The 19,125-nt window shown below is 58.0% G+C and carries 21 protein-coding genes; 11 read left to right on the top strand and 10 right to left on the bottom strand.

All coding sequences use genetic code 11. The annotated features are described in order from the left end of the window. Positions 1–9: 9 nt before the first annotated feature. Together glpK and QMK55_RS07275 are read right to left on the bottom strand one after the other, a co-directional pair. The gene (glpK, locus tag QMK55_RS07280) at positions 10–1,512 is read right to left on the bottom strand and encodes a glycerol kinase GlpK (protein ID WP_320328947.1); all 1,503 of its coding nucleotides are present in this window, start codon (positions 1,510–1,512) and stop codon (positions 10–12) included. A gap of 77 nt (positions 1,513–1,589) precedes the next feature. Further along, positions 1,590–2,441, bottom strand: a complete 852-nt coding sequence (locus QMK55_RS07275) for an MIP/aquaporin family protein (protein WP_102354937.1) — start codon at positions 2,439–2,441, stop codon at positions 1,590–1,592. A 362-nt stretch (positions 2,442–2,803) separates the two neighbouring features. Here QMK55_RS07275 and ybaK point away from each other — a divergent pair, with 362 nt between their 5' ends. Both ybaK and QMK55_RS07265 read left to right on the top strand, forming a co-directional pair. Continuing rightward, a complete protein-coding gene (gene ybaK / locus QMK55_RS07270) occupies positions 2,804–3,274 on the top strand; it encodes a Cys-tRNA(Pro) deacylase (RefSeq protein WP_003227741.1) in 471 nt (156 codons plus the stop codon). Positions 3,275–3,369: 95 nt separating this feature from the next. Further along, entirely contained in the window at positions 3,370–4,152 is a 783-nt protein-coding gene (locus QMK55_RS07265; RefSeq protein ID WP_102354938.1) for a PhzF family phenazine biosynthesis protein, read from the top strand. A 116-nt stretch (positions 4,153–4,268) separates the two neighbouring features. Here the strand turns inward: QMK55_RS07265 and QMK55_RS07260 are convergent, their stop codons facing one another. Next, positions 4,269–5,378, bottom strand: coding sequence for an ABC transporter ATP-binding protein (locus QMK55_RS07260; protein WP_320328946.1), 1,110 nt, complete (start codon positions 5,376–5,378; stop codon positions 4,269–4,271). Next, entirely contained in the window at positions 5,375–6,295 is a 921-nt protein-coding gene (gene argF / locus QMK55_RS07255; RefSeq protein ID WP_102354940.1) for an ornithine carbamoyltransferase, read from the bottom strand. The genes QMK55_RS07260 and argF overlap by 4 nt, the downstream gene beginning before the upstream one ends. Positions 6,296–6,699: 404 nt before the next feature. On the opposite strand from argF, the gene QMK55_RS07250 reads away from it, so the two are divergent. The 3 genes from QMK55_RS07250 (at position 6,700) to grxD (ending at position 9,672) form a co-directional block, all read left to right on the top strand. Continuing rightward, on the top strand, positions 6,700–6,990 hold the full coding sequence (locus QMK55_RS07250; protein WP_102354941.1) for a hypothetical protein: 291 nt from the start codon (positions 6,700–6,702) through the stop codon (positions 6,988–6,990). Between the two features lie 137 nt (positions 6,991–7,127). Continuing rightward, positions 7,128–9,233, top strand: a complete 2,106-nt coding sequence (locus tag QMK55_RS07245) for a molybdopterin oxidoreductase family protein (RefSeq protein ID WP_320328945.1) — start codon at positions 7,128–7,130, stop codon at positions 9,231–9,233. A 97-nt stretch (positions 9,234–9,330) separates the two neighbouring features. Further along, entirely contained in the window at positions 9,331–9,672 is a 342-nt protein-coding gene (gene grxD / locus QMK55_RS07240; RefSeq protein ID WP_016773402.1) for a Grx4 family monothiol glutaredoxin, read from the top strand. 80 nt (positions 9,673–9,752) lie between these two features. Here the strand turns inward: grxD and bfr are convergent, their stop codons facing one another. Together bfr and QMK55_RS07230 are read right to left on the bottom strand one after the other, a co-directional pair. Further along, a complete protein-coding gene (gene bfr / locus QMK55_RS07235) occupies positions 9,753–10,226 on the bottom strand; it encodes a bacterioferritin (protein ID WP_102354943.1) in 474 nt (157 codons plus the stop codon). A 201-nt stretch (positions 10,227–10,427) separates the two neighbouring features. Further along, positions 10,428–10,646: a bacterioferritin-associated ferredoxin gene (locus QMK55_RS07230; RefSeq protein ID WP_003227725.1), complete on the bottom strand. Its 219-nt coding sequence runs from the start codon at positions 10,644–10,646 to the stop codon at positions 10,428–10,430. Positions 10,647–10,958: 312 nt separating this feature from the next. Here QMK55_RS07230 and QMK55_RS07225 point away from each other — a divergent pair, with 312 nt between their 5' ends. The 3 genes from QMK55_RS07225 to QMK55_RS07215 all read left to right on the top strand — a co-directional run bounded on the left by QMK55_RS07225 (position 10,959) and on the right by QMK55_RS07215 (position 12,680). After that, positions 10,959–11,561 (top strand): peroxiredoxin, encoded by a 603-nt coding sequence (locus tag QMK55_RS07225; RefSeq protein ID WP_007963972.1) that lies wholly within the window; start codon positions 10,959–10,961, stop codon positions 11,559–11,561. Positions 11,562–11,822: 261 nt separating this feature from the next. Then, positions 11,823–12,263, top strand: coding sequence for a Panacea domain-containing protein (locus tag QMK55_RS07220; RefSeq protein ID WP_178082097.1), 441 nt, complete (start codon positions 11,823–11,825; stop codon positions 12,261–12,263). Between the two features lie 3 nt (positions 12,264–12,266). Further along, positions 12,267–12,680 (top strand): hypothetical protein, encoded by a 414-nt coding sequence (locus tag QMK55_RS07215; RefSeq protein ID WP_102354945.1) that lies wholly within the window; start codon positions 12,267–12,269, stop codon positions 12,678–12,680. A gap of 58 nt (positions 12,681–12,738) precedes the next feature. Here QMK55_RS07215 and rnt read toward each other — a convergent pair whose 3' ends face one another. Continuing rightward, a complete protein-coding gene (gene rnt / locus QMK55_RS07210; protein ID WP_007963973.1) occupies positions 12,739–13,416 on the bottom strand; it encodes a ribonuclease T in 678 nt (225 codons plus the stop codon). Continuing rightward, a complete protein-coding gene (gene pyrC / locus QMK55_RS07205) occupies positions 13,413–14,459 on the bottom strand; it encodes a dihydroorotase (RefSeq protein WP_102354946.1) in 1,047 nt (348 codons plus the stop codon). Before pyrC ends, rnt begins: the two co-directional genes overlap by 4 nt. Positions 14,460–14,619: 160 nt before the next feature. Between pyrC and QMK55_RS07200 the strand changes: the two genes are divergently transcribed. Beyond that, positions 14,620–15,528: a flagellar protein MotY gene (locus tag QMK55_RS07200; protein ID WP_102354947.1), complete on the top strand. Its 909-nt coding sequence runs from the start codon at positions 14,620–14,622 to the stop codon at positions 15,526–15,528. A 129-nt stretch (positions 15,529–15,657) separates the two neighbouring features. After that, on the top strand, positions 15,658–16,875 hold the full coding sequence (locus QMK55_RS07195) for an argininosuccinate synthase (protein WP_102354948.1): 1,218 nt from the start codon (positions 15,658–15,660) through the stop codon (positions 16,873–16,875). A 131-nt stretch (positions 16,876–17,006) separates the two neighbouring features. On the opposite strand, the gene QMK55_RS07190 is transcribed toward QMK55_RS07195, so the two are convergent. Beyond that, entirely contained in the window at positions 17,007–17,708 is a 702-nt protein-coding gene (locus QMK55_RS07190) for a hypothetical protein (protein WP_102354949.1), read from the bottom strand. A gap of 484 nt (positions 17,709–18,192) precedes the next feature. Between QMK55_RS07190 and QMK55_RS07185 the strand changes: the two genes are divergently transcribed. Next, positions 18,193–18,819: a response regulator transcription factor gene (locus QMK55_RS07185; RefSeq protein WP_064588995.1), complete on the top strand. Its 627-nt coding sequence runs from the start codon at positions 18,193–18,195 to the stop codon at positions 18,817–18,819. 87 nt (positions 18,820–18,906) lie between these two features. On the opposite strand, the gene QMK55_RS07180 is transcribed toward QMK55_RS07185, so the two are convergent. Next, positions 18,907–19,086 (bottom strand): PA3496 family putative envelope integrity protein, encoded by a 180-nt coding sequence (locus QMK55_RS07180; RefSeq protein WP_102354951.1) that lies wholly within the window; start codon positions 19,084–19,086, stop codon positions 18,907–18,909. Between the last annotated feature and the right edge of the window lie 39 nt (positions 19,087–19,125).

Raw genomic sequence — 19,125 nt, 5'->3', positions numbered from 1 at the left:
CAGGTTGGCTTATTCAGCGTCCTCACGCGCCCAGTCACGGGTGCGGCTGACAGCTTTTTTCCAGCCTTTGTACAGCTTCTCTTTTTCGACTTCGTCCAGGCTCGGCTCGAACTCACGCTCGATCACTGCCTTGCCGCGCAGTTCGTCCAGGCTGCCCCAGAAACCGCACGCCAGACCGGCCAGATACGCGGCGCCGAGTGCCGTGGTTTCGCGCATTTGCGGACGTTCGACCTGCGTGCCGAGGATGTCGGCCTGGAACTGCATGAGGAAGTTGTTGGCCACCGCACCGCCATCCACGCGCAGGGCCTTGAGGCGTTCGCCGGAGTCCTGCTGCATGGCGTCGAGGACGTCACGGGTCTGGTAGGCGATCGACTCCAGTGCGGCGCGGATGATGTGGTCAACGCGTACACCACGGGTCAGGCCGAACAGCGCGCCACGGGCATACGGGTCCCAGTACGGAGCGCCGAGACCGGTGAACGCCGGTACCAGGTACACGCCGTTGCTGTCCTTCACTTTGTTGGCGAAATATTCGGTGTCGTGGGCGTCGTTGATGATCTTCAGTTCATCGCGCAGCCATTGCACGGTGGAACCGCCGTTGAACACTGCGCCTTCCAGCGCATAAGCGACTTCGCCACGCGGGCCGCAAGCGATAGTGGTGAGCATGCCGTGCTGGGATTTCACCGCTTTGTCGCCGGTGTTCATCAACAGGAAGCAGCCGGTGCCGTAGGTATTTTTCGCCTGACCCGGCTCGACGCACATCTGGCCGAACAGGGCCGCTTGCTGGTCACCGGCGATCCCGCCGATGGCGATGCCGCTCTTGGTGCGGCCGTAGATTTCCGAGGAGGCTTTGACTTGCGGAAGCATCTCGCGCGGGATGTCGAGGATTTCCAGCATCTTCGAATCCCATTCCAGCGAATGGATGTTGAAGAGCATGGTGCGCGAGGCGTTGGTGTAGTCCGTGACGTGCACTTTGCCGCCGGTGAATTTCCAGATCAGCCAGCTATCGACGGTGCCGAACAGCAGTTCGCCGTTGCGCGCACGCTCGCGGCTGCCTTCGACGTTGTCGAGGATCCACTTCAGCTTGGTGCCGGAGAAGTACGGGTCGGTGACCAGGCCGGTGTTGTCGCGGATGTATTCTTCGTGGCCATCGCGCTTGAGCTGCTGGCAGATCTCGGTGCTGCGGCGGCACTGCCAGACGATCGCGTTGTACACCGGGCGGCCGGTGGTCTTGTCCCAGACCACGGTGGTTTCACGTTGGTTGGTGATGCCGATGGCGGCCACCTGGTCGTGATGCAGGCCAGCCTGGGCCAGCGCTTCAACCATCACCGCGCTCTGGGTGGCGAAGATTTCCATCGGATCGTGTTCGACCCAACCGGCTTGCGGGTAGTGCTGAGCGAATTCGCGCTGGGCGGTGCAGACCACGTTCGCATCGCGGTCGAAAATGATCGCGCGGGAGCTGGTCGTACCCTGGTCGAGGGCAATGATGTAGTTCTTATTTTGAATGTCGGTCATGTCGATTGCCTTGGACGAAATAAGGGAGAGTGGGCCGTGGCGCGGGCTCGGATTGGCAGGAGCCCGCGCCGACTGTTTCAAGAAGTTCTTGGTTTGCCGTCAATGGCCGGTTCTGCATCCTTTGTAGCAGGTGTGGCGCCGGTCAGGTGACGGGCGATGAGCCCGCGATACCCGGCAGCGCCGAGGCAGGCACCGACAATCGGTGCAAAAATCGGAATCAGGAAGTACGGAATATCGCGGCCGCCAGTGAAGGAAATTTCACCCCAGCCGGCGAAGAAAGTCATCAGTTTCGGACCGAAGTCACGCGCCGGGTTCATCGCAAAACCGGTCAGCGGACCCATCGAGCTGCCGATCACCGCGATCAGCAAACCGATCAGCAGCGGCGCCAGCGGGCCTTTCGGCAGGCCGTTGTTGTCGTCGGTCAGGGACATGATCACGCCCATCAGGATCGCGGTAATGATCACCTCGACCAGGAATGCCTGAGCGGTGGACAGCACTGGATTGGGGAATGTCGAGAACACCGAGGCCAACTCAAGGCTGGCGGCCGAGCCACGCACCATGTGGTGGGTTTGTTCGTAATCGAAGAACAGGTTGCTGTACAGCGTGTAAACCAACAGCGCGCCGCAGAAGGCGCCGGCGATCTGCGACAGAATGTAGAACGGCAGTTTGCGCTTTTCAAAGTCAGCGAAAATGCTCAGGGCGATGCTCACGGCGGGATTCAGGTGTGCGCCGGAGACCCCGGCGGTCAAGTAGATCGCCATGCTCACGCCGACGCCCCAGATGATGCTGATTTCCCACAGGCCGAAGCTGGCACCCGCGACTTTGAGCGCGGCGACACAGCCAGTGCCGAAAAAGATCAGCAGTGCAGTACCCAGAAACTCGGCCATGCATTGGCTCGAAAGCGATGGTTGCTGTAAAGCAGTTGTCATTGAAAACCTCGGTTTTTGTTGTTGTCTGGCGCGTTTGCCGTCTGGGCAGAGCGCGATTTTCCCCGGGGCAGGATCCCCATCCTGTTCCCGGTTTACTGCTGGGTGCTGCGGTGACGATAATTCTTACATTATTCAGATTCGAAAAAATATAGACAAGAAACAAACCTGTCAAAGGTCGAAAGTGAACCATCGGTCACAATTAAACTATCAGTCGGCTGAATGATCCTGCGGATGACCGCGACGATAACCCTGCGCTTTCCCTGCAAAGCCCGGGAATCGGGGCTTGCGGTAGAGCCTTTTACGATGTGATGGCCTAGAATCCGGCACAGGTTTTTTCTGTGGATGCCGAGCCTGGAGCTGCCATGACCCCTGCGTTGGACTTGTTGAAAAAAGTTCGTGCCGAACATCGCGTGCACAGTTACGAACATGACCCGAAGGCCGCGTCCTATGGGCTGGAGGCCGCGGAAAAACTGGCACTGGAGCCGGCGCAGGTGTTCAAGACGCTGTTGGCCGCCAGTGAAAAAGGTGAATTGCTGGTGGCCGTCGTGCCGGTCGTCGGAAGTCTCGACCTCAAGGGCCTGGCGCACGCCGCAGGGGTGAAAAAAGTCGAGATGGCCGACCCGGCCGCTGCGCAGCGTTCCACGGGTTACCTGCTGGGCGGCATCAGCCCGCTGGGGCAGAAAAAACGCCTGCGGACCTTCATCGATAACTCGGCTCAGGGTTTTGCGACTATTTATGTCAGTGCCGGCCGGCGTGGGCTGGAAGTCGAACTGGCGCCTGCGGTGCTGGCCGAACACACCCAGGCCAAATTCGCCGACATCGGTCGTGCGTAACGCTGCTCTCTGTATCAAGAAAATTGACCGGTTCTGTCACTGGCGCTAATCCGGCTCGAGCTGCATGCTCTGCCGACTGACTCAGGGAGAAGGTTATGCAGCTCGAGTTTCATCAGGTCGACGCGTTCAGTGATCGGCCGTTCAGTGGTAATCCGGCGATGGTCTATCGGCTGGATACTTGGCTTGCGGACGACTTGATGCAGAAGATCGCCGCCGAACACAACCTGGCGGAAACTGCTTTCGTGGTGCGCGAAGGCGCGGCGTGGCATATCCGCTGGTTCACCCCGACCACTGAAGTGCCGTTGTGTGGGCATGCGACGCTGGCCAGCGCCTACGTGTTGTTCGAGGTTTATAAGGAAAACACCGAGCGCCTGGACTTCATCTGCAAGTCCGGGCCGTTGAGCGTCAGTCGCGAGGGTGATCGCCTGTGGCTGGACTTCCCGTCGATCGTGCCTTCAGAGATTGGCGTGACGCTGGATGTCGAGCGCGCGTTGGGTGTCGAGGCGGTGGATGTGCTCGGCTCCAACGAGTTGTTCGTGGTGCTGGAGTCGGAGCAGGCAGTGCTCGACTGCACACCGGACATGGTTGCCCTGGCGAAATTGCCTTGGCTCGGTGCGATCGTAACGGCGCGCGGCAACCAGCATGATTTCGTCTCGCGTTATTTCGCCCCGGCGATCGGCATCAATGAAGACCCGGTGACCGGTTCGACGCACTGCAGCCTGATTCCGTACTGGGCCAAGCGTCTGGGCAAATCGAGCCTGACTGCGTGTCAGCGTTCGGCGCGGGGTGGGGAGTTGTTCTGCCGGCTGGAAGGTGAGCGGGTGAAGATTGGCGGCAATGCAACGCTGGTTGCCAGCGGCACCCTGATCCTCGGTTAACGCAAAACCCCTGTAGGAGTGAGCCTGCTCGCGATCGCGGTACATCAGTCAAATTATCTATGACGGATGTACCGCGATCGCGAGCAGGCTCACTCCTACAGGGGGATGGTGTTGGATCAGAGGGCTGCGCTGTAGCGGCGTACGCCGTTTTCGGCAGCTGGAATTTGCGCAGCAGTGCTGCCGCTGGCCTGGAACAACACCAGATGTTCAGCGGCAACACGAATCCCGACCTCTGCATCCACCTGATGATCAGCATGGCTCGGGAAAATCGATTCCAGCTGCGCGCCGGTCGGCAGTTGCAGGCGATACAGGGTCGAGGCGCCGAGGAAGGTCTTGCCGACAATCCGTGCTTTAAGCGCACTGTCCGGCGCGTAAACGATGTCATCCGGACGCAGCAGTACATCCACCGCACCGCCCACTGGCCAGGTATAGGCCCGGTTGCCGCGCAGTTCGCCGAGTTCGGTCTGCACCGATTCCGGGCTACTGAGCTGGCCGCGAATGAAATAGCCCTGACCGATGAAGCTCGCCACGAACGGTGTCGCCGGCTCGTGGTAGAGGTTGTAAGGCGTGTCCCACTGCTCCAGCCGACCTTCCTTGAATACGCCGACGTGATCGCTCACGGCGAAGGCTTCTTCCTGGTCGTGGGTCACCAGAATCGCGCTGGTGCCACGGGCCTTGAGGATGTCGCGCACTTCGTGGCTGAGCTTGCGCCGCAGCTCGCCGTCGAGGTTGGAAAACGGCTCGTCGAGCAGCAGCAGTTGCGGTTCCGGTGCCAGGGCGCGGGCGAGGGCGACACGCTGTTGCTGGCCGCCGGACAGCTCGTGCGGGAAGCGCTTGCCGAGGTTTTTCAGGTTGACCAGTTCCAGCAGTTCTTCGGTGACGCGTTCCTTGTTCGGGTGCTTGCGGATACCGAAGGCGATGTTGTCCGCGACGCTCAGGTGCGGGAACAGCGCGTAGTCCTGGAACACCATGCCGATCCGGCGTTTCTCCGGGGCCAGGGTGAAACCGGCGCTGGAAATGGTCTCGCCACCCAACTGGATTTCCCCTTCGTGCACCGGTTCAAAACCGGCGATGGCGCGCAGGGTGGTGGTCTTGCCGCAGCCAGACGAACCGAGCAGGCAGCCGATGTCACCGGCGTTGAGGTGCAGATTGAGGTTCTGCACCACGCGTTGATCTTGATAGCCGCAAGCGAGGTTGCGCAGGTTCAGCAGTAATTCATGGCTCATGCGTGGTGATATGCCGGTTCGACGAGGAACTCGAGCAGGGCCTTCTGTGCGTGGAGACGGTTTTCTGCCTGATCCCAGGCGACGGAGCGCGGGTCATCAAGCAGGTCGAGGCTGATTTCTTCGCCACGGTGGGCAGGCAGGCAATGCATGAACAGCACGTCCTCGGTAGCGAGGTCGAGCAGGGCGCGATTGACCTGGAATGGTGCGAACAGCTTCAGGCGCTTGGCGGTTTCCTCTTCCTGGCCCATTGAGGTCCAGACGTCGGTGCTCACCAGATGCGCGCCGCGCACGGCGTCCTTTGGATCGCGGACGATGGTCACGCGATCGCCGGCCTTGGCCACGAATTCAGGGTTCGGCTCGTAGCCTTCGGGGCAGGCAACGCGCAACTGGAAGTCGAACTGGATCGCCGCTTCTATATAGCTGTTGCACATGTTGTTGCCGTCGCCGATCCAGGCCACCGTCTTGCCCTGGATCGAGCCACGGTGCTCAAGGAAGGTCTGCATGTCGGCCAGCAACTGGCACGGGTGCAGGTCATCGGACAGGCCGTTGATCACTGGCACGCGCGAGTTGGCGGCGAATTCGGTCAGGGTGCTATGGGCAAAAGTACGGATCATCACCGCATCGAGCATGCTCGACATGACGATGGCGCAGTCGCCGATCGGCTCGCCACGGCCCAGCTGGGTGTCGCGCGGCGACAGGAAGATCGCCTGGCCACCGAGCTGGATCATGCCGGCCTCGAAGGAGATCCGGGTACGGGTCGAGGATTTCTCGAAGATCATCCCCAGGACGCGGTTTTTCAGCGGCTCGAACAGTACGCCGCGGTTACGCAGGTCCTTGAGCTCAACGCCTCGACGGATCACGCTGACCAGCTCTTCGGGCGTGCAATCCATCAGGGAGAGAAAGTGCCTTGCGCTCATCATTGACTACCTTTTTGCTACAAACCGCAGATGCTCAAAGCCTTGTTTAAGTGAACAACGGGCGAGACCTGCGGCGTAAGCCGCACGGGGCGACGAAATAGGGGAAGGCGCGATATTGACACTAAATGTCGCGTTTTTCCAATAGGCTACGGTTTTTGCGGGATTCGGAGGGCGAACCGCCGGTGGCGGTCACGCGTTTGAAGCCGGGTTCAGGACAGCAGCGAGCCCCTTTGTACACTGGCCCCGACAGGCTTGGCAATCCGGCGTGGCGGGGAGGGTGTCACTCGGGTCGGTTCGAGACTGTGCGGTTGCGGTTTCGCTTGGTCGGATGCTCAGGCTGAAACATTTGCTAAAGCAAAGTGCTGGGTTATAAATAAGTTTCGAGCGACGCAGGAAGCCCCCGCATGGAATCGAAAGAAAAACTGTTAATGGAACTGCTGGGCCACACGGCTCGCTCACTGACTCACCTCACCGCGTCGGTGACTTCGATGTCCTTCGAGTTGCTGCGCAGCGAAGACGAAGTGGTCAAGACCGCCGGCCGCCACATGATCGATCGCATGGCGACCATCAGTGCCGGCCTCGACGAGCACTGGCGGTTGATCGGCGAACTCACTGGCGTGCACGTCGCCCATGAGCAGATCGAAACCATTCAGGAAATCCAGTTACAGGCGCCGCCGCAGTTGCCGTCCAACTGATCCTGACGGGCTATCGGCTCGCCTGATAGCCGTCGATTCACAAGACGAACGTCGCTGGCATCGCTTGCGCACACGGGCCATAGTTTTGTTCCCGCAGGCATCACCGTTGCCTGCCCAGAACAAGACAGAGACTGGCCATGACCAAGACTCTCCATCACCGTGCCTGCCACCTGTGCGAAGCCATCTGCGGCCTGACCATCGAGACCACTGAAACCGAGGGCAGCGTCGCGATCACCTCGATCAAGGGCGATGCCCTCGATACCTTCAGTCGTGGGCATATCTGTCCCAAGGCCGTGGCCCTGCAAGACATCCAGAATGATCCCGACCGCCTGCGCCAGCCGATGCGCCGGGTTGGCAGCGAATGGCTACCGATCGAGTGGGACGAGGCCTTTGCGCTGGTGGCCGAGCGTCTGGCGGCGATTCAGGAACGACACGGACAGAACGCGGTGGCGGTCTATCAGGGCAACCCGAGTGTGCACAACTATGGGCTGATGACCCACAGCAACTACTTTCTCGGCCTGCTGAAAACCCGTAATCGCTTCTCCGCGACCTCGGTCGATCAACTGCCCCATCACCTGAGCAGTTACCTGATGTACGGCCATGGCTTGTTGCTGCCGATCCCGGACATCGATCACACCGATTTCATGCTGATCCTGGGCGGCAACCCGCTGGCCTCCAACGGCAGCATCATGACCGTGCCCGATGTCGAGAAACGCCTGAAAGCGATTCAGGCTCGCGGCGGCAAAGTGGTGGTGGTTGATCCGCGTCGCAGCGAAACGGCTGCCATGGCCGATCAACACCTGTTCGTGCGCCCCGGCGGCGACGCGGCGCTGCTGTTCGGGGTGCTCAATACACTGTTCGGCGAAGGGCTGACGCGTGACAGTCATCTGCCGGTCGAAGGCCTTGATGAGGTGCGCGCGGCGGTGGCGACGTTCACCGCTGAGGCCATGAGTCCGCTGTGCGCCGTGCCGGCCGAGCAGATCCGCCAACTGGCGCGGGATTTCGCCGCCGCGCCGAGTGCGGTGTGTTACGGGCGCATGGGGGTTTCGACCCAGGCATTCGGGACCCTGTGTCACTGGGTGGTTCAATTGATCAATCTGGTCACCGGCAACCTCGACCGGGTCGGCGGCGCGCTTTGCACTGAACCGGCGGTGGACCTGGTGGCATCGACCTCGGGCGGGCATTTCAACAAGTGGCAGAGCCGGGTGTCCGGGCGGCCCGAGTACGGCGGCGAACTGCCGGTGTCGGCGCTGGCCGAAGAGATGCTCACCGAGGGCGAAGGGCAGATTCGCGCGTTGATCACCGTGGCCGGCAACCCGGTGTTGTCGACGCCGAACGGGCGGCAACTGGAGCAGGCGCTGGACGGGCTGGAGTTCATGCTCAGCATTGACCTGTACATCAACGAAACCACGCGTTACGCCGACCTGATCCTGCCGTCGACCTCGGCGCTGGAAAACGATCATTACGACACCACGTTCAACCTGTTCGCGGTGCGCAATGTCACTCGTTTCAATCGGGCGATTCTCGCCAAGCCTGAAGGCGCATTGCATGACTGGGAGATCTTCGTCGGCCTGGCCAAGGCTTTTGCCGAAAAGACCGGCAAGGAACTGAAACCGACGATGCCGCCGGCGAAAATGATCGATATGGGCCTGCGCATGGGCCTGTACGGGGATGCCTCCGAGCACAAGTTGTCGCTGGCGACGTTGTTCGATCATCCTCATGGCGTCGATCTTGGGGCGCTGAAACCGAATCTGGCGGCGCGTCTGAAAACGCCGAGTCAGCGAGTGCAGGCCGCTCCGCCAGAGATCCTCGCTGACCTCGCACGCTTCGCGGCCTTGCAGGCGCCCGCCGCCGATGAACTGTTGATGATTGGCCGCCGCCATGTGCGCAGCAATAATTCGTGGATGCACAACTATCACCGTCTGGTGAAGGGCAAGCCGCGCCATCAGTTGCTGATGCACCCGGATGACCTTGCCAGTCGCGGGCTCAACGATGGTCAACTGGTGCGCGTCAGTTCGCGGGTCGGGCAGATTGAAGTGGAAGTGCTCGGCAGTCTGGACATGATGAAAGGGGTGGTCAGCCTGCCGCACGGCTGGGGCCATGCGCGCCCGGGTGTGCAAATGGCGATTGCCAGTGGCCAGCCAGGTTCGAGCGCGAACGATCTGACCGATGAATGTCAGCTCGATGAATTGTCGGGCAACGCGGCGCTTAATGGTGTGCCGGTGACGGTGGCGGCGGCCTGAAAGTGACTGTCGGGGAGACCGAGCATGGCGCTCTGGATTCCGTTACAATGCGTCACCGTGCCGACCCATGAGTCGGAAAGTTCAGCCGAGGTGCTCCATGGATATCATCGAAACGATTAAAGAGCAGATTGCCAACAACACCATTCTGCTTTACATGAAAGGCTCGCCGAATGCCCCGCAGTGTGGCTTCTCCGCGAAAGCTGCGCAGGCTGTGATGGCGTGTGGCGAAAAGTTTGCGTACGTGGACATCCTGCAGAACCCGGAAATCCGCGCCAATCTGCCGAAGTACGCCAACTGGCCGACTTTCCCGCAACTGTGGGTCGGCGGTGAGCTGGTCGGCGGTAGCGACATCATGACCGAGATGGCTGCAGACGGTTCGCTGCAAAGCACCATCAAGGCTGCAGTCGAAGCGGCAGCTGCGAACAAGTCCGAAGCCTGATCCCGGATTTGCCAATAAAAAGCCCCGTACCTCGAAAGAGGGCGGGGCTTTTTAGTGTCGCGAATTTAGCAGGCGCTAACTTACTCTTCGCCCATCTGCGATTGCAGATAGTTCTCAAGACCGACTTTATCGATCAGGCCCAGTTGGGTTTCCAGCCAGTCGATATGTTCTTCTTCGGATTCAAGAATGTCTTCGAGCAGTTCACGGCTGCCGAAATCGCCTACCGATTCGCAATGTGCAATGGCGGCTTTCAGGTCCGCGTGGCCGGTCTTCTCGATTCGCAGGTCGCACTCCAGCATTTCCTTGGTGTGCTCGCCAATGTGCAGCTTGCCCAGATCCTGCACGTTCGGCAGGCCTTCGAGGAACAGGATGCGCTTGATCAGCTTGTCCGCGTGCTTCATCTCGTCGATGGACTCGTGGTACTCGTGCTTGCCCAGCTTGTTCAGGCCCCAATCTTCATACATGCGTGCATGCAGGAAGTACTGATTGATCGCGACCAGCTCATTGGCAAGGATCTTGTTGAGATGCTGGATGACTGTAATGTCGCCTTTCATGATGGGAGTCCTGCCCTGTAATAGCTGTATATAAGGCGGAGTTTGAGCTTGGTATTTATAAGTGTCAAACCTAAGTTATTGAATAATAAATGAAATTAAATCTGAATAAGAATGTTTGTGTTCCGCGTCTAGCGCCTAACCGCTTGATTTGCAGGCATAAAAAAACCGGACATAAGTCCGGTTTTTTGAAATAGGGGGTAATTACGCAGCTGTAAATTCTACAGGATAGGGAATCGCAGCCTGGGCAGTTTGCAGCTTGGTCAGGGTTTCGCGAACCACTTCCTTGGCAAGGCAGGCACATTTGCCGCATTGGCTGGCAACGCCGGTGGCCTGGCGGACTTCTTTATAGCTGCAGCAACCTTCATAAATCGCTTCGCGGATCTGTCCGTCGGTGACGCCAGTGCAGAGACAAACATACATAAGTGAGAACCGTCGCTGGTTGAGACTCAATTGCGATGGATCTTAATGTTAACGAGAATGATTGTCAAAGTGCTTTCTGTGCGCTTCAGCTGATTGACAGGCGTGACCGACGAACGGCGATTACTGGCTTTTTGCCTGGCCCCGAAAATGCTGCCCCGTTATCCGCTTTGGGCAAAAACCGTTAAGGACAGGCGAAAAACGCAGTGTATGATGGTCGGCCCTTGCGAAGAGGGTTCGTGTCACAGGGCTGTCGCCTGAGGGTGGCAGGCTGGCACGGACCCTGAACTTCAAGTTATTCACCAGGAGATATCCATGAGCGTACTCGTAGGCAAACAAGCCCCTGACTTCACCGTCCCGGCCGTACTCGGCAATGGCGAGATCGTTGACAGCTTCACCCTGTCCTCGGCCATCAAAGGCAAATACGGCCTGGTGTTCTTCTACCCACTGGACTTCACCTTCGTCTGCCCGTCCGAGCTGATCGCTCTGGACAACCGCATGGCCGACTTCAAGGCGCGCAACGTGGAAGTGGTCGCGGTGTCGATCGACTCGCACTTCACCCACAACGCCTGGCGCAACACCCCGGTCAACAACGGCGGCATCGGCCAGGTGAAATACACCATGGCTGCCGACATGAAGCACGAAATCGCCAAGGCCTACGACGTTGAATCCGAAGGCGGCGTGGCTTTCCGTGGCGCGTTCCTGATCGACGACAAGGGCGTTGTCCGCTCGCAGATCATCAACGACCTGCCGCTGGGCCGTAACATGGAAGAGCTGATCCGTCTGGTCGACGCTCTGCAATTCCACGAAGAGCACGGCGAAGTCTGCCCTGCCAACTGGAAGAAAGGCGACAAAGGCATGAACGCTTCGCCAGAAGGCGTTGCGGCTTACCTGACCGAGAACGCTGCTGCCCTGTAAGGCGCAACGTCGCGGTACAAAAAAACCGGCCCAAGTGGCCGGTTTTTTCATGCGCGGGGTTAGAAAACCGCGTTCCGTAGGTGCCGTTTAAGGATGCAGAGGGCTGGATAAAAAAACAGTATTCGATTAAGGTTGTGCTGGAACAAGTAAGGCGCCTCCTGTCAATACAAAATTGACGACTGTTGTTGACTTGGTCAGAATCGCGCCTCATTTTAGATATGGAAAATGCAAAGGACTTGCATGATATACAAGGGGATTCAAATGCCTAGTAGCTTGGATGTTGCGGATTATTTCCTTTGCTTGGAAGGGCAGGATGGTGAGATTTCCAATCTCAAAATCCAAAAACTGGTCTATTACGCTCAGGGATTCAGCCTGGCCCTCCATGGAAAAGCTCTTTTTCCTGAAAAGTTGGAAGCATGGATGCACGGACCGGTGGTGCCGGATTTGTATCGTAAGTTTAGCCAGTTTGGCTCCGGTCCCATTCCTCTACCAAATGACTTCAATCCCGGTGTTTTCACTGCAGAACAACAAAGTCTGCTCAACGAGGTGTTTGATGTTTATGGTCAGTTCTCGGCATGGAAGCTTCGACAGTTGACACATGAAGAGATGCCTTGGCGTAAGCACTTCAAGGAAGGAGAATTTAGTAGAGAAATTCCAACCAGCGACATGCAGGAGTATTTCCGGGATCATTTGGTGAACTGACAAATGGGAAAGTTAAAGCGCAGGGAAAGCGAACCAGCGGGTAAAGTCAAGGCAAGGACAGCACCCGTTGAGATCGATACGTCTGAAGCCAAGCCTCCGGTTTTCTCATTTGAATTTCTGCAGAATGGTTGGTGTATTCAAGATTGCGAGGTCGTCGAGCGGTCAAAAATGCTTGAGCGACTTAGAATCCTTGGGAAAATGCCTTGGAGGGATCTTCGTCAAGAGCATAGACATCGATATGGCTGTGAGACGATCGAAAGAAACAGCCTGAAAGTGGGGATCCCACCATTTTTGACAGATGATGTCAGATTGTTGGTGTTTCGGGCTTTTGAGCGCGTAGCGATGGTGGGATACAAGAACGATCGAATTTTTTATGTTATGTGGATTGATCGAGAATTTAAGCTCTATAAGCATTAAACAAAAAACCGGCCCACGTGGCCGGTTTTTTTATGCGCGGGTTTCGCCCGAACGAGGATCAGTCGTCGAAATCTTCCCAGCCGCCCATCTGTTTCCAGCGGTTGACGATGCCGCAGAACAGCTCGGCCGTCTTCTCGGTGTCGTAACGCGCGGAGTGCGCTTCACGGCCGTCGAAGTCGATGTCGGCGGCCTGACAGGCCTTGGCCAGCACCGTTTGACCGTACGCCAGGCCAGCCAGCGTCGCGGTGTCGAAGCTGGAGAATGGATGAAACGGGTTGCGCTTCATGTCCAGTCGGGCCACCGCGGCATTCAGGAAGCCAAGGTCGAAGCTACTGTTGTGGCCGACCAGGATCGCCCGTTTGCAGCCGTTGGCTTTCAGTGCCTTGCGAATGCCACGGAAGATGTCGGTCAGTGCGGTCTCTTCGCTGACCGCCATGCGCAGCGGATGATCGAGTTTGATCCCGGTGAATTCCAGCGCCGCTGCTTCGATGTTGGCGCCTTCAAATGGCTCAACGCGGAAGAAATAGGTGTGGTCCGGGTAAACGAAACCCTTTTCATCCATGGCGATGGTGGTCGCGGCAATCTCCAGCAGAGCGTCGGTGGCCGAATTGAAGCCCCCGGTCTCTACGTCAACGACAACCGGCAGGTAACCGCGAAAGCGCGCTGCCATTGGATGACGGGAACCGCCGCCGCCACCTTGACCGTCCAGTTCGTCGTCGAAATGGTCTTCACTCACGCGTGTTCCTCCAGCAGGCGCCAGCGCAGTTTTTCACCGGCGCGCAGCGGGATAACGTTCAGCTCGCCGAATGGCAGGCTGGTCGGGGCGGTCCATTCTTCGCGAACCAGGGTGATGTGATCGGTGTTGGTCGGCAGGCCATAGAAGCGCGGGCCGTTGAGGCTGGCGAACGCTTCGAGCTTGTCCAGTGCATTACGCTGTTCGAACGCTTCGGCGTACATCTCGATAGCGGCGTAGGCGGTGTAGCAGCCGGCGCAGCCGCAGGCGGCTTCCTTGGCGTGCTGGGCGTGTGGCGCCGAGTCGGTACCGAGGAAAAATTTCGCGCTGCCACTGGTGGCGGCGTCGAGCAGGGCTTCCTGATGCGTATTACGCTTGAGGATCGGCAGGCAGTAAAAGTGCGGCCGGATTCCGCCCACCAGCATGTGGTTGCGGTTGTACAGCAGGTGATGCGCGGTGATGGTTGCGCCGACGTTGGCCGAAGCCTCGTTGACGAACTGCACGGCGTCGCCGGTGGTGATGTGTTCGAACACCACTTTGAGCGTCGGGAAACGCTCGACCACACGGCGCATGTGCTCATCGATGAAAATCTTTTCGCGGTCGAAGACGTCGACATCGCCACGGGTAACTTCACCGTGGATCAGCAGCGGCATGCCGACTTCGGCCATGGCTTCCAGCGCCGGGAAGATCTTGTCGATGCTGGTCACCCCGGAATCGGAGTTGGTGGTGGCGCCGGCCGGGTACAGTTTGGCAGCGTGCACGAAACCGCTGGCCTTGGCCTCACGAATTTCTTCGGGCTGGGTGCGGTCGGTGAGGTACAGCACCATCAGCGGTTCGAAGCGACTGCCGGCCGGGCGGGCAGCGAGAATCCGCTGGCGATAGCCGTCGGCTTCGGCGGCGTTGCGCACCGGTGGTACCAGGTTGGGCATGATGATGGCGCGGCCAAAGGTGCGCGCAACATCGGCAACGGTATTGGTCAACACGGCACCATCGCGAAGATGAATGTGCCAGTCGTCGGGACGCAGCAGGGTCAGGCGGTCGGACATGAGGGGATTCCAGGCGGGTCAAACTGAGGGGAATGCTACCGGAAAAGACTCTTGCAGGCACTCGCTATCAAGTTTTGCAGGAACCTTCCGATATCCCGTAGGTATGCCGTAAACATAGTGTGAATCGGTCTTTGTGTTACAGAAGCCAATGGAGCCTCCCGTGCGCCAGCGATATTTAGCCTTGCTCAGTGTGTTTGCCAGCCTCCCCGCGATGGCGCTGACCTACCAGACTCGTCTGGAGAACATTGAGTGGACGGTCGAGGGCGACAAGTTCGAGTGCCGTCTGACCCAGCCGATCACCGATTTCGGCTCGGGCCAGTTCGTGCGCAAGGCCGGCGAGCAGGCGACTTTTCGCCTGAACGCGTTCAACGCCATGCTCGGCGGTGGTTCGGCGACCTTGCTCGCGGCGGCGGCGCCATGGCAGCCAGGACGCAACGATATCAATCTGGGCAGTGTCAGGATCGGCACCGGCAATGTGCTGTTCAACAGTTCGCAATCTCAGGCCGGTGGCTTGATCAGCGGTTTGCTCGACGGTCGCAGCCCGGTGGTGCGCCGTGCTTCCGGGGATGGCAGGGTGTCTGAAGTGCGCCTGTTGCCCGTCAAGTTCAGCAAGGCTTTCAACGAATACCAGACGTGTGTGGCGAAATTGCTGCCGCAGAATTTCGATCAGGTCAAACAGTCGCAGATAGGCTTCCCTGGCGAAGGCACCGATCTGGATGCCGACGCCAAGGCCAGGCTGCAAGTGATGCTCGAGTACATGAAGGCCGATCCGACGGTCAATCACATCGAACTCGACGGCCATTCCGACAACAGCGGCAACCGGCTGACCAACCGCGAACTGTCGCGTCGCCGCGCACTGGCGGTAGTCGACTTCTTCAAGGCCAACGGCATCGCTGAATCGCAGATCACCGTGCGCTTCCATGGCGAGCAATACCCGCTGGTTCCGAACACCAGCGCGGCCAACCGGGCGAAGAATCGTCGGGTCAGCGTGAAGCTGGCTCGGGTGGCACCGACCACCGCTCCAGCGCCGCAAGCCAGTACGCCTGCCAATGCTGCGGCGACTTCCTGACTCGCCGGTCATCGTCGCGCTCTCGACAGATTCTGTCGCTTTGTCGTCTTAAGCTGTCGCGCCTCTGTAAATTATCGCATTTGAGCGGTAGACTCCTCGGCTTTCCGTAGAACCCCGTGGAGTGATGGCATGGCGGACGTAAACAAGGTCGTTCTGGCGTATTCCGGCGGCCTGGACACTTCGGTGATCCTCAAGTGGCTGCAGGATACTTATAACTGTGAAGTGGTGACCTTCACTGCTGACCTGGGTCAGGGCGAAGAGGTCGAGCCGGCTCGCGCCAAGGCTCAGGCCATGGGCGTCAAAGAAATCTACATCGATGACCTGCGCGAAGAATTCGTGCGCGATTTCGTGTTCCCGATGTTCCGCGCCAACACCGTTTACGAAGGCGAGTACCTGCTGGGTACTTCCATCGCACGTCCGCTGATCGCCAAACGCCTGATCGAAATCGCCAACGAAACCGGCGCCGACGCCATTTCCCATGGCGCTACCGGCAAAGGCAACGACCAGGTGCGTTTCGAACTGGGTGCCTACGCACTCAAGCCAGGCGTGAAAGTGATTGCTCCATGGCGCGAGTGGGACCTGCTGTCCCGCGAGAAGCTGATGGACTACGCCGAGAAGCACGCGATCCCTATCGAGCGTCACGGCAAGAAAAAATCCCCGTACTCGATGGATGCCAACCTGCTGCACATCTCCTATGAAGGTGGCGTGCTGGAAGACACCTGGACCGAGCACGAAGAAGACATGTGGCGCTGGACCGTCTCGCCAGAGAACGCTCCTGACAAGCCGCAGTATCTGGAACTGACCTACCGTAACGGCGACATCGTTGCGCTGGACGGCGTCGAAATGACCCCGGCCACCGTACTGGCGACGCTGAACAAGATCGGTGGTGCTCATGGTATCGGCCGTCTCGACATCGTCGAGAACCGTTACGTCGGCATGAAGTCCCGTGGCTGCTACGAAACCCCGGGCGGCACCATCATGCTGCGCGCTCACCGCGCCATTGAATCGATCACTCTGGACCGTGAAGTCGCTCACCTCAAAGACGAGCTGATGCCGAAATACGCCAGCCTGATCTACACCGGTTACTGGTGGAGCCCGGAGCGTCTGATGCTGCAACAGATGATCGATGCTTCGCAGGTCAACGTGAACGGCGTGGTTCGCCTGAAGCTGTACAAGGGCAACGTGATCGTGACCGGCCGCAAGTCCGACGATTCGCTGTTCGACGCCAACATCGCGACCTTCGAAGAAGACGGTGGCGCTTACAACCAGGCCGACGCGGCGGGCTTTATCAAGCTCAACGCGCTGCGCATGCGTATTGCTGCCAACAAGGGTCGCAAGTTGTTCTGATACCGTCAGGCGCATTAAGAAATGGCGGCTCTGTTTTCGAACAGGCCGCCATTTTTTTTGCGTTGTTTGGTCGATACGGCTTATCGGTTTTCAATCGTTCTGCTCACAGATACAGGTTGGCGTCAGCGTTTTCACAGTATCGTCAGTTCCTGCGAACACACGTTGTAAATAATACAGAGCGTTGTGATCGTGCCTTTCCTTGGCTGTTTGAGTTGCCGGGCCACATGGCGTTTGAGCAACTCGTTCGACGTGTGGCAGGACAGCAACACGATGACCCGTGTCGCTCTCTTATGCGGGGAACCGGTGTTTGCCAGAATGGCGGCAAGATCGCTCTTGAGCGTTGTCTGGCGTGCATCGATAAAACACAAATCACTCTTTGAGGCCGGCAAGTGAATCAGGTGTTGAAGGATGGCATGGGGCAGTGCGTCGGGTTCTGGAGGATCAGGCACGCTATGAGGGCGCCGCATGTCACCACCATGGCCTGGGGCTTGCGGCTGTGTGCGCCGGTAGATTGCACCGCCTTGTGATGCTTTATCCTCGTGATGCGATTTATTGCCGGGATGGCGCTTGTCGAGGCTCCCTTTTCCGGCCTTGAGAAAGTTCTTGTCTTTGCCGAAATCAGAGGGCGCATAAAGGGACCGGTAATTGAAGTTCAGCGTGACAAAAAAAAGAAACAATAGATAAACCGGGAAACTGATCAAAAACCAGACGTAGATTTCACGCTCCTTGTTGGCGAGAAAGGGTAGGGATACCGCCGCAGAGGTTTCGGATATAACCGCAAATATGGCGATGACTGTCATTGGATTAGTGATTTTTCTTTTGAGTTTCAGCATGCTTATAGTTTGCTCATTCTTTCGAGTGAAGGTTTAGTGGGGTGTTTGGTGAAGAATTTTTGTTGTAAGTCTTGTGGGTGTTTATAGCAAGTAAAGTTACTGGTTAGAAGTTTTGTAATGTTCTGACTGTAAATTATGAAGTTGCTATGGGTTTCGTGCCGTGAGTACAGATGGCAACCCTCAAGGCAGGCTGTGGGGCGCAGCTGGATGACTTGGGTGTCGGAAGTGTTTAATCAAGTTGAAGTTTGAGTGGAGGGGGCTGTTCTTTAAACACTTCGCGGCAAATTTTCTCGGCGAAATGAGAAGGTTGAGAATATTTTTTCAATCGCACAAGCAAACTAGAGGTTTTTTGTAGGATTAATCCTCAATGCTTGTAGGGGATGTCTTTCGCTGCAAGTGCCGGATCGCTCTGATGTGCCACCCAGTAGACGACTACGCTATTGTGCGTGCTCTAAAAATTCGAACAGCGAAACTGGACTTGCCCATGAATAAAGTGCTGATCGTGGATGATCACCCCGTCATTCGTCTTGCTGTGCGTATGCTGATGGAACGTCATGGCTACGAAGTTATTGCCGAAACAGATAACGGTGTGGATGCGTTACAACTTGCACGCGACCAGATGCCGGATATCGTCATTCTGGATATTGGAATCCCGAAACTGGATGGTCTGGAAGTTATTGCACGCTTGAACGCGACAGCCATGCCCTTGAAAGTTCTGGTACTGACTTCGCAGGCGCCTGGGCACTTTTCGATGCGCTGCATGCAGTCGGGTGCGGCGGGGTATGTCTGTAAACAACAGGATCTGACAGAGTTGCTCAGTGCGATCAAAGCTGTGCTGTCCGGTTACAGCTATTTTCCGAACCAGGCCCTGCATACCGTGCGTACCAGCCTGGGGAATGCCAGTGAGTCCGATATGGTGGACCGTCTTTCGGGGCGCGAAATGATGGTGTTGCAGCAATTGGCACGTGGCAAGACCAACAAGGAAATTGCCGATGGCATGTTTCTCAGCAACAAGACCGTCAGTACCTACAAGACTCGTCTGTTATTGAAGCTCAACGCCCGGTCGCTGGTGGACCTGATCGAGCTGGCACAACGCAACGGGCTTGTCTGATGGTCCGGACTGCCGAAGGATCATGGGATGCCCGGTGGCAGGTTCTTCAGACAGTAAAAAGCCTCCGGTTCGGGAGGCTTTCAAGTGTCAGAGATCAAAATCGTAATCGGCCAATTGCTTTTGCAGTCGGCGCTCCTCAAGCAGGTTATCGATGGTGCGGCGTTTGCTCAGGTTGGTCTTGGCGACTTCGACCACCGGTTCGGCGTCGTCGGTTTCTGCAGCGGTGAAATCCTCATCTACATCCAGTTGTTCTTTGCTGTCAGTCATAAGGTGAACTCCAGGCTAAGACTGCCTTTGGCGCTCCTT

It is taken from the genome of Pseudomonas sp. P8_229, assembly GCF_034008635.1.
Lineage (GTDB): Bacteria > Pseudomonadota > Gammaproteobacteria > Pseudomonadales > Pseudomonadaceae > Aquipseudomonas.
The sequence above is the reverse complement of the archived record's forward strand: the minus strand, read 5'-3'. Positions and strand labels throughout refer to the sequence as shown.

Excerpts from the sequence above, each read along its gene's own strand:
- glpK (WP_320328947.1), bottom strand. The coding sequence starts at position 1,512 with ATGACCGACATTCAAAATAAGAACTACATCATTGCCCTCGACCAGGGT.
- QMK55_RS07275 (WP_102354937.1), bottom strand. The coding sequence starts at position 2,441 with ATGACAACTGCTTTACAGCAACCATCGCTTTCGAGCCAATGCATGGCC.
- ybaK (WP_003227741.1), top strand. The coding sequence starts at position 2,804 with ATGACCCCTGCGTTGGACTTGTTGAAAAAAGTTCGTGCCGAACATCGC.
- QMK55_RS07265 (WP_102354938.1), top strand. The coding sequence starts at position 3,370 with ATGCAGCTCGAGTTTCATCAGGTCGACGCGTTCAGTGATCGGCCGTTC.
- QMK55_RS07260 (WP_320328946.1), bottom strand. The coding sequence starts at position 5,378 with ATGAGCCATGAATTACTGCTGAACCTGCGCAACCTCGCTTGCGGCTAT.
- argF (WP_102354940.1), bottom strand. The coding sequence starts at position 6,295 with ATGAGCGCAAGGCACTTTCTCTCCCTGATGGATTGCACGCCCGAAGAG.
- QMK55_RS07250 (WP_102354941.1), top strand. The coding sequence starts at position 6,700 with ATGGAATCGAAAGAAAAACTGTTAATGGAACTGCTGGGCCACACGGCT.
- QMK55_RS07245 (WP_320328945.1), top strand. The coding sequence starts at position 7,128 with ATGACCAAGACTCTCCATCACCGTGCCTGCCACCTGTGCGAAGCCATC.
- grxD (WP_016773402.1), top strand. The coding sequence starts at position 9,331 with ATGGATATCATCGAAACGATTAAAGAGCAGATTGCCAACAACACCATT.
- bfr (WP_102354943.1), bottom strand. The coding sequence starts at position 10,226 with ATGAAAGGCGACATTACAGTCATCCAGCATCTCAACAAGATCCTTGCC.
- QMK55_RS07230 (WP_003227725.1), bottom strand. The coding sequence starts at position 10,646 with ATGTATGTTTGTCTCTGCACTGGCGTCACCGACGGACAGATCCGCGAA.
- QMK55_RS07225 (WP_007963972.1), top strand. The coding sequence starts at position 10,959 with ATGAGCGTACTCGTAGGCAAACAAGCCCCTGACTTCACCGTCCCGGCC.
- QMK55_RS07220 (WP_178082097.1), top strand. The coding sequence starts at position 11,823 with ATGCCTAGTAGCTTGGATGTTGCGGATTATTTCCTTTGCTTGGAAGGG.
- QMK55_RS07215 (WP_102354945.1), top strand. The coding sequence starts at position 12,267 with ATGGGAAAGTTAAAGCGCAGGGAAAGCGAACCAGCGGGTAAAGTCAAG.
- pyrC (WP_102354946.1), bottom strand. The coding sequence starts at position 14,459 with ATGTCCGACCGCCTGACCCTGCTGCGTCCCGACGACTGGCACATTCAT.
- QMK55_RS07195 (WP_102354948.1), top strand. The coding sequence starts at position 15,658 with ATGGCGGACGTAAACAAGGTCGTTCTGGCGTATTCCGGCGGCCTGGAC.
- QMK55_RS07190 (WP_102354949.1), bottom strand. The coding sequence starts at position 17,708 with ATGCTGAAACTCAAAAGAAAAATCACTAATCCAATGACAGTCATCGCC.
- QMK55_RS07185 (WP_064588995.1), top strand. The coding sequence starts at position 18,193 with ATGAATAAAGTGCTGATCGTGGATGATCACCCCGTCATTCGTCTTGCT.
- QMK55_RS07180 (WP_102354951.1), bottom strand. The coding sequence starts at position 19,086 with ATGACTGACAGCAAAGAACAACTGGATGTAGATGAGGATTTCACCGCT.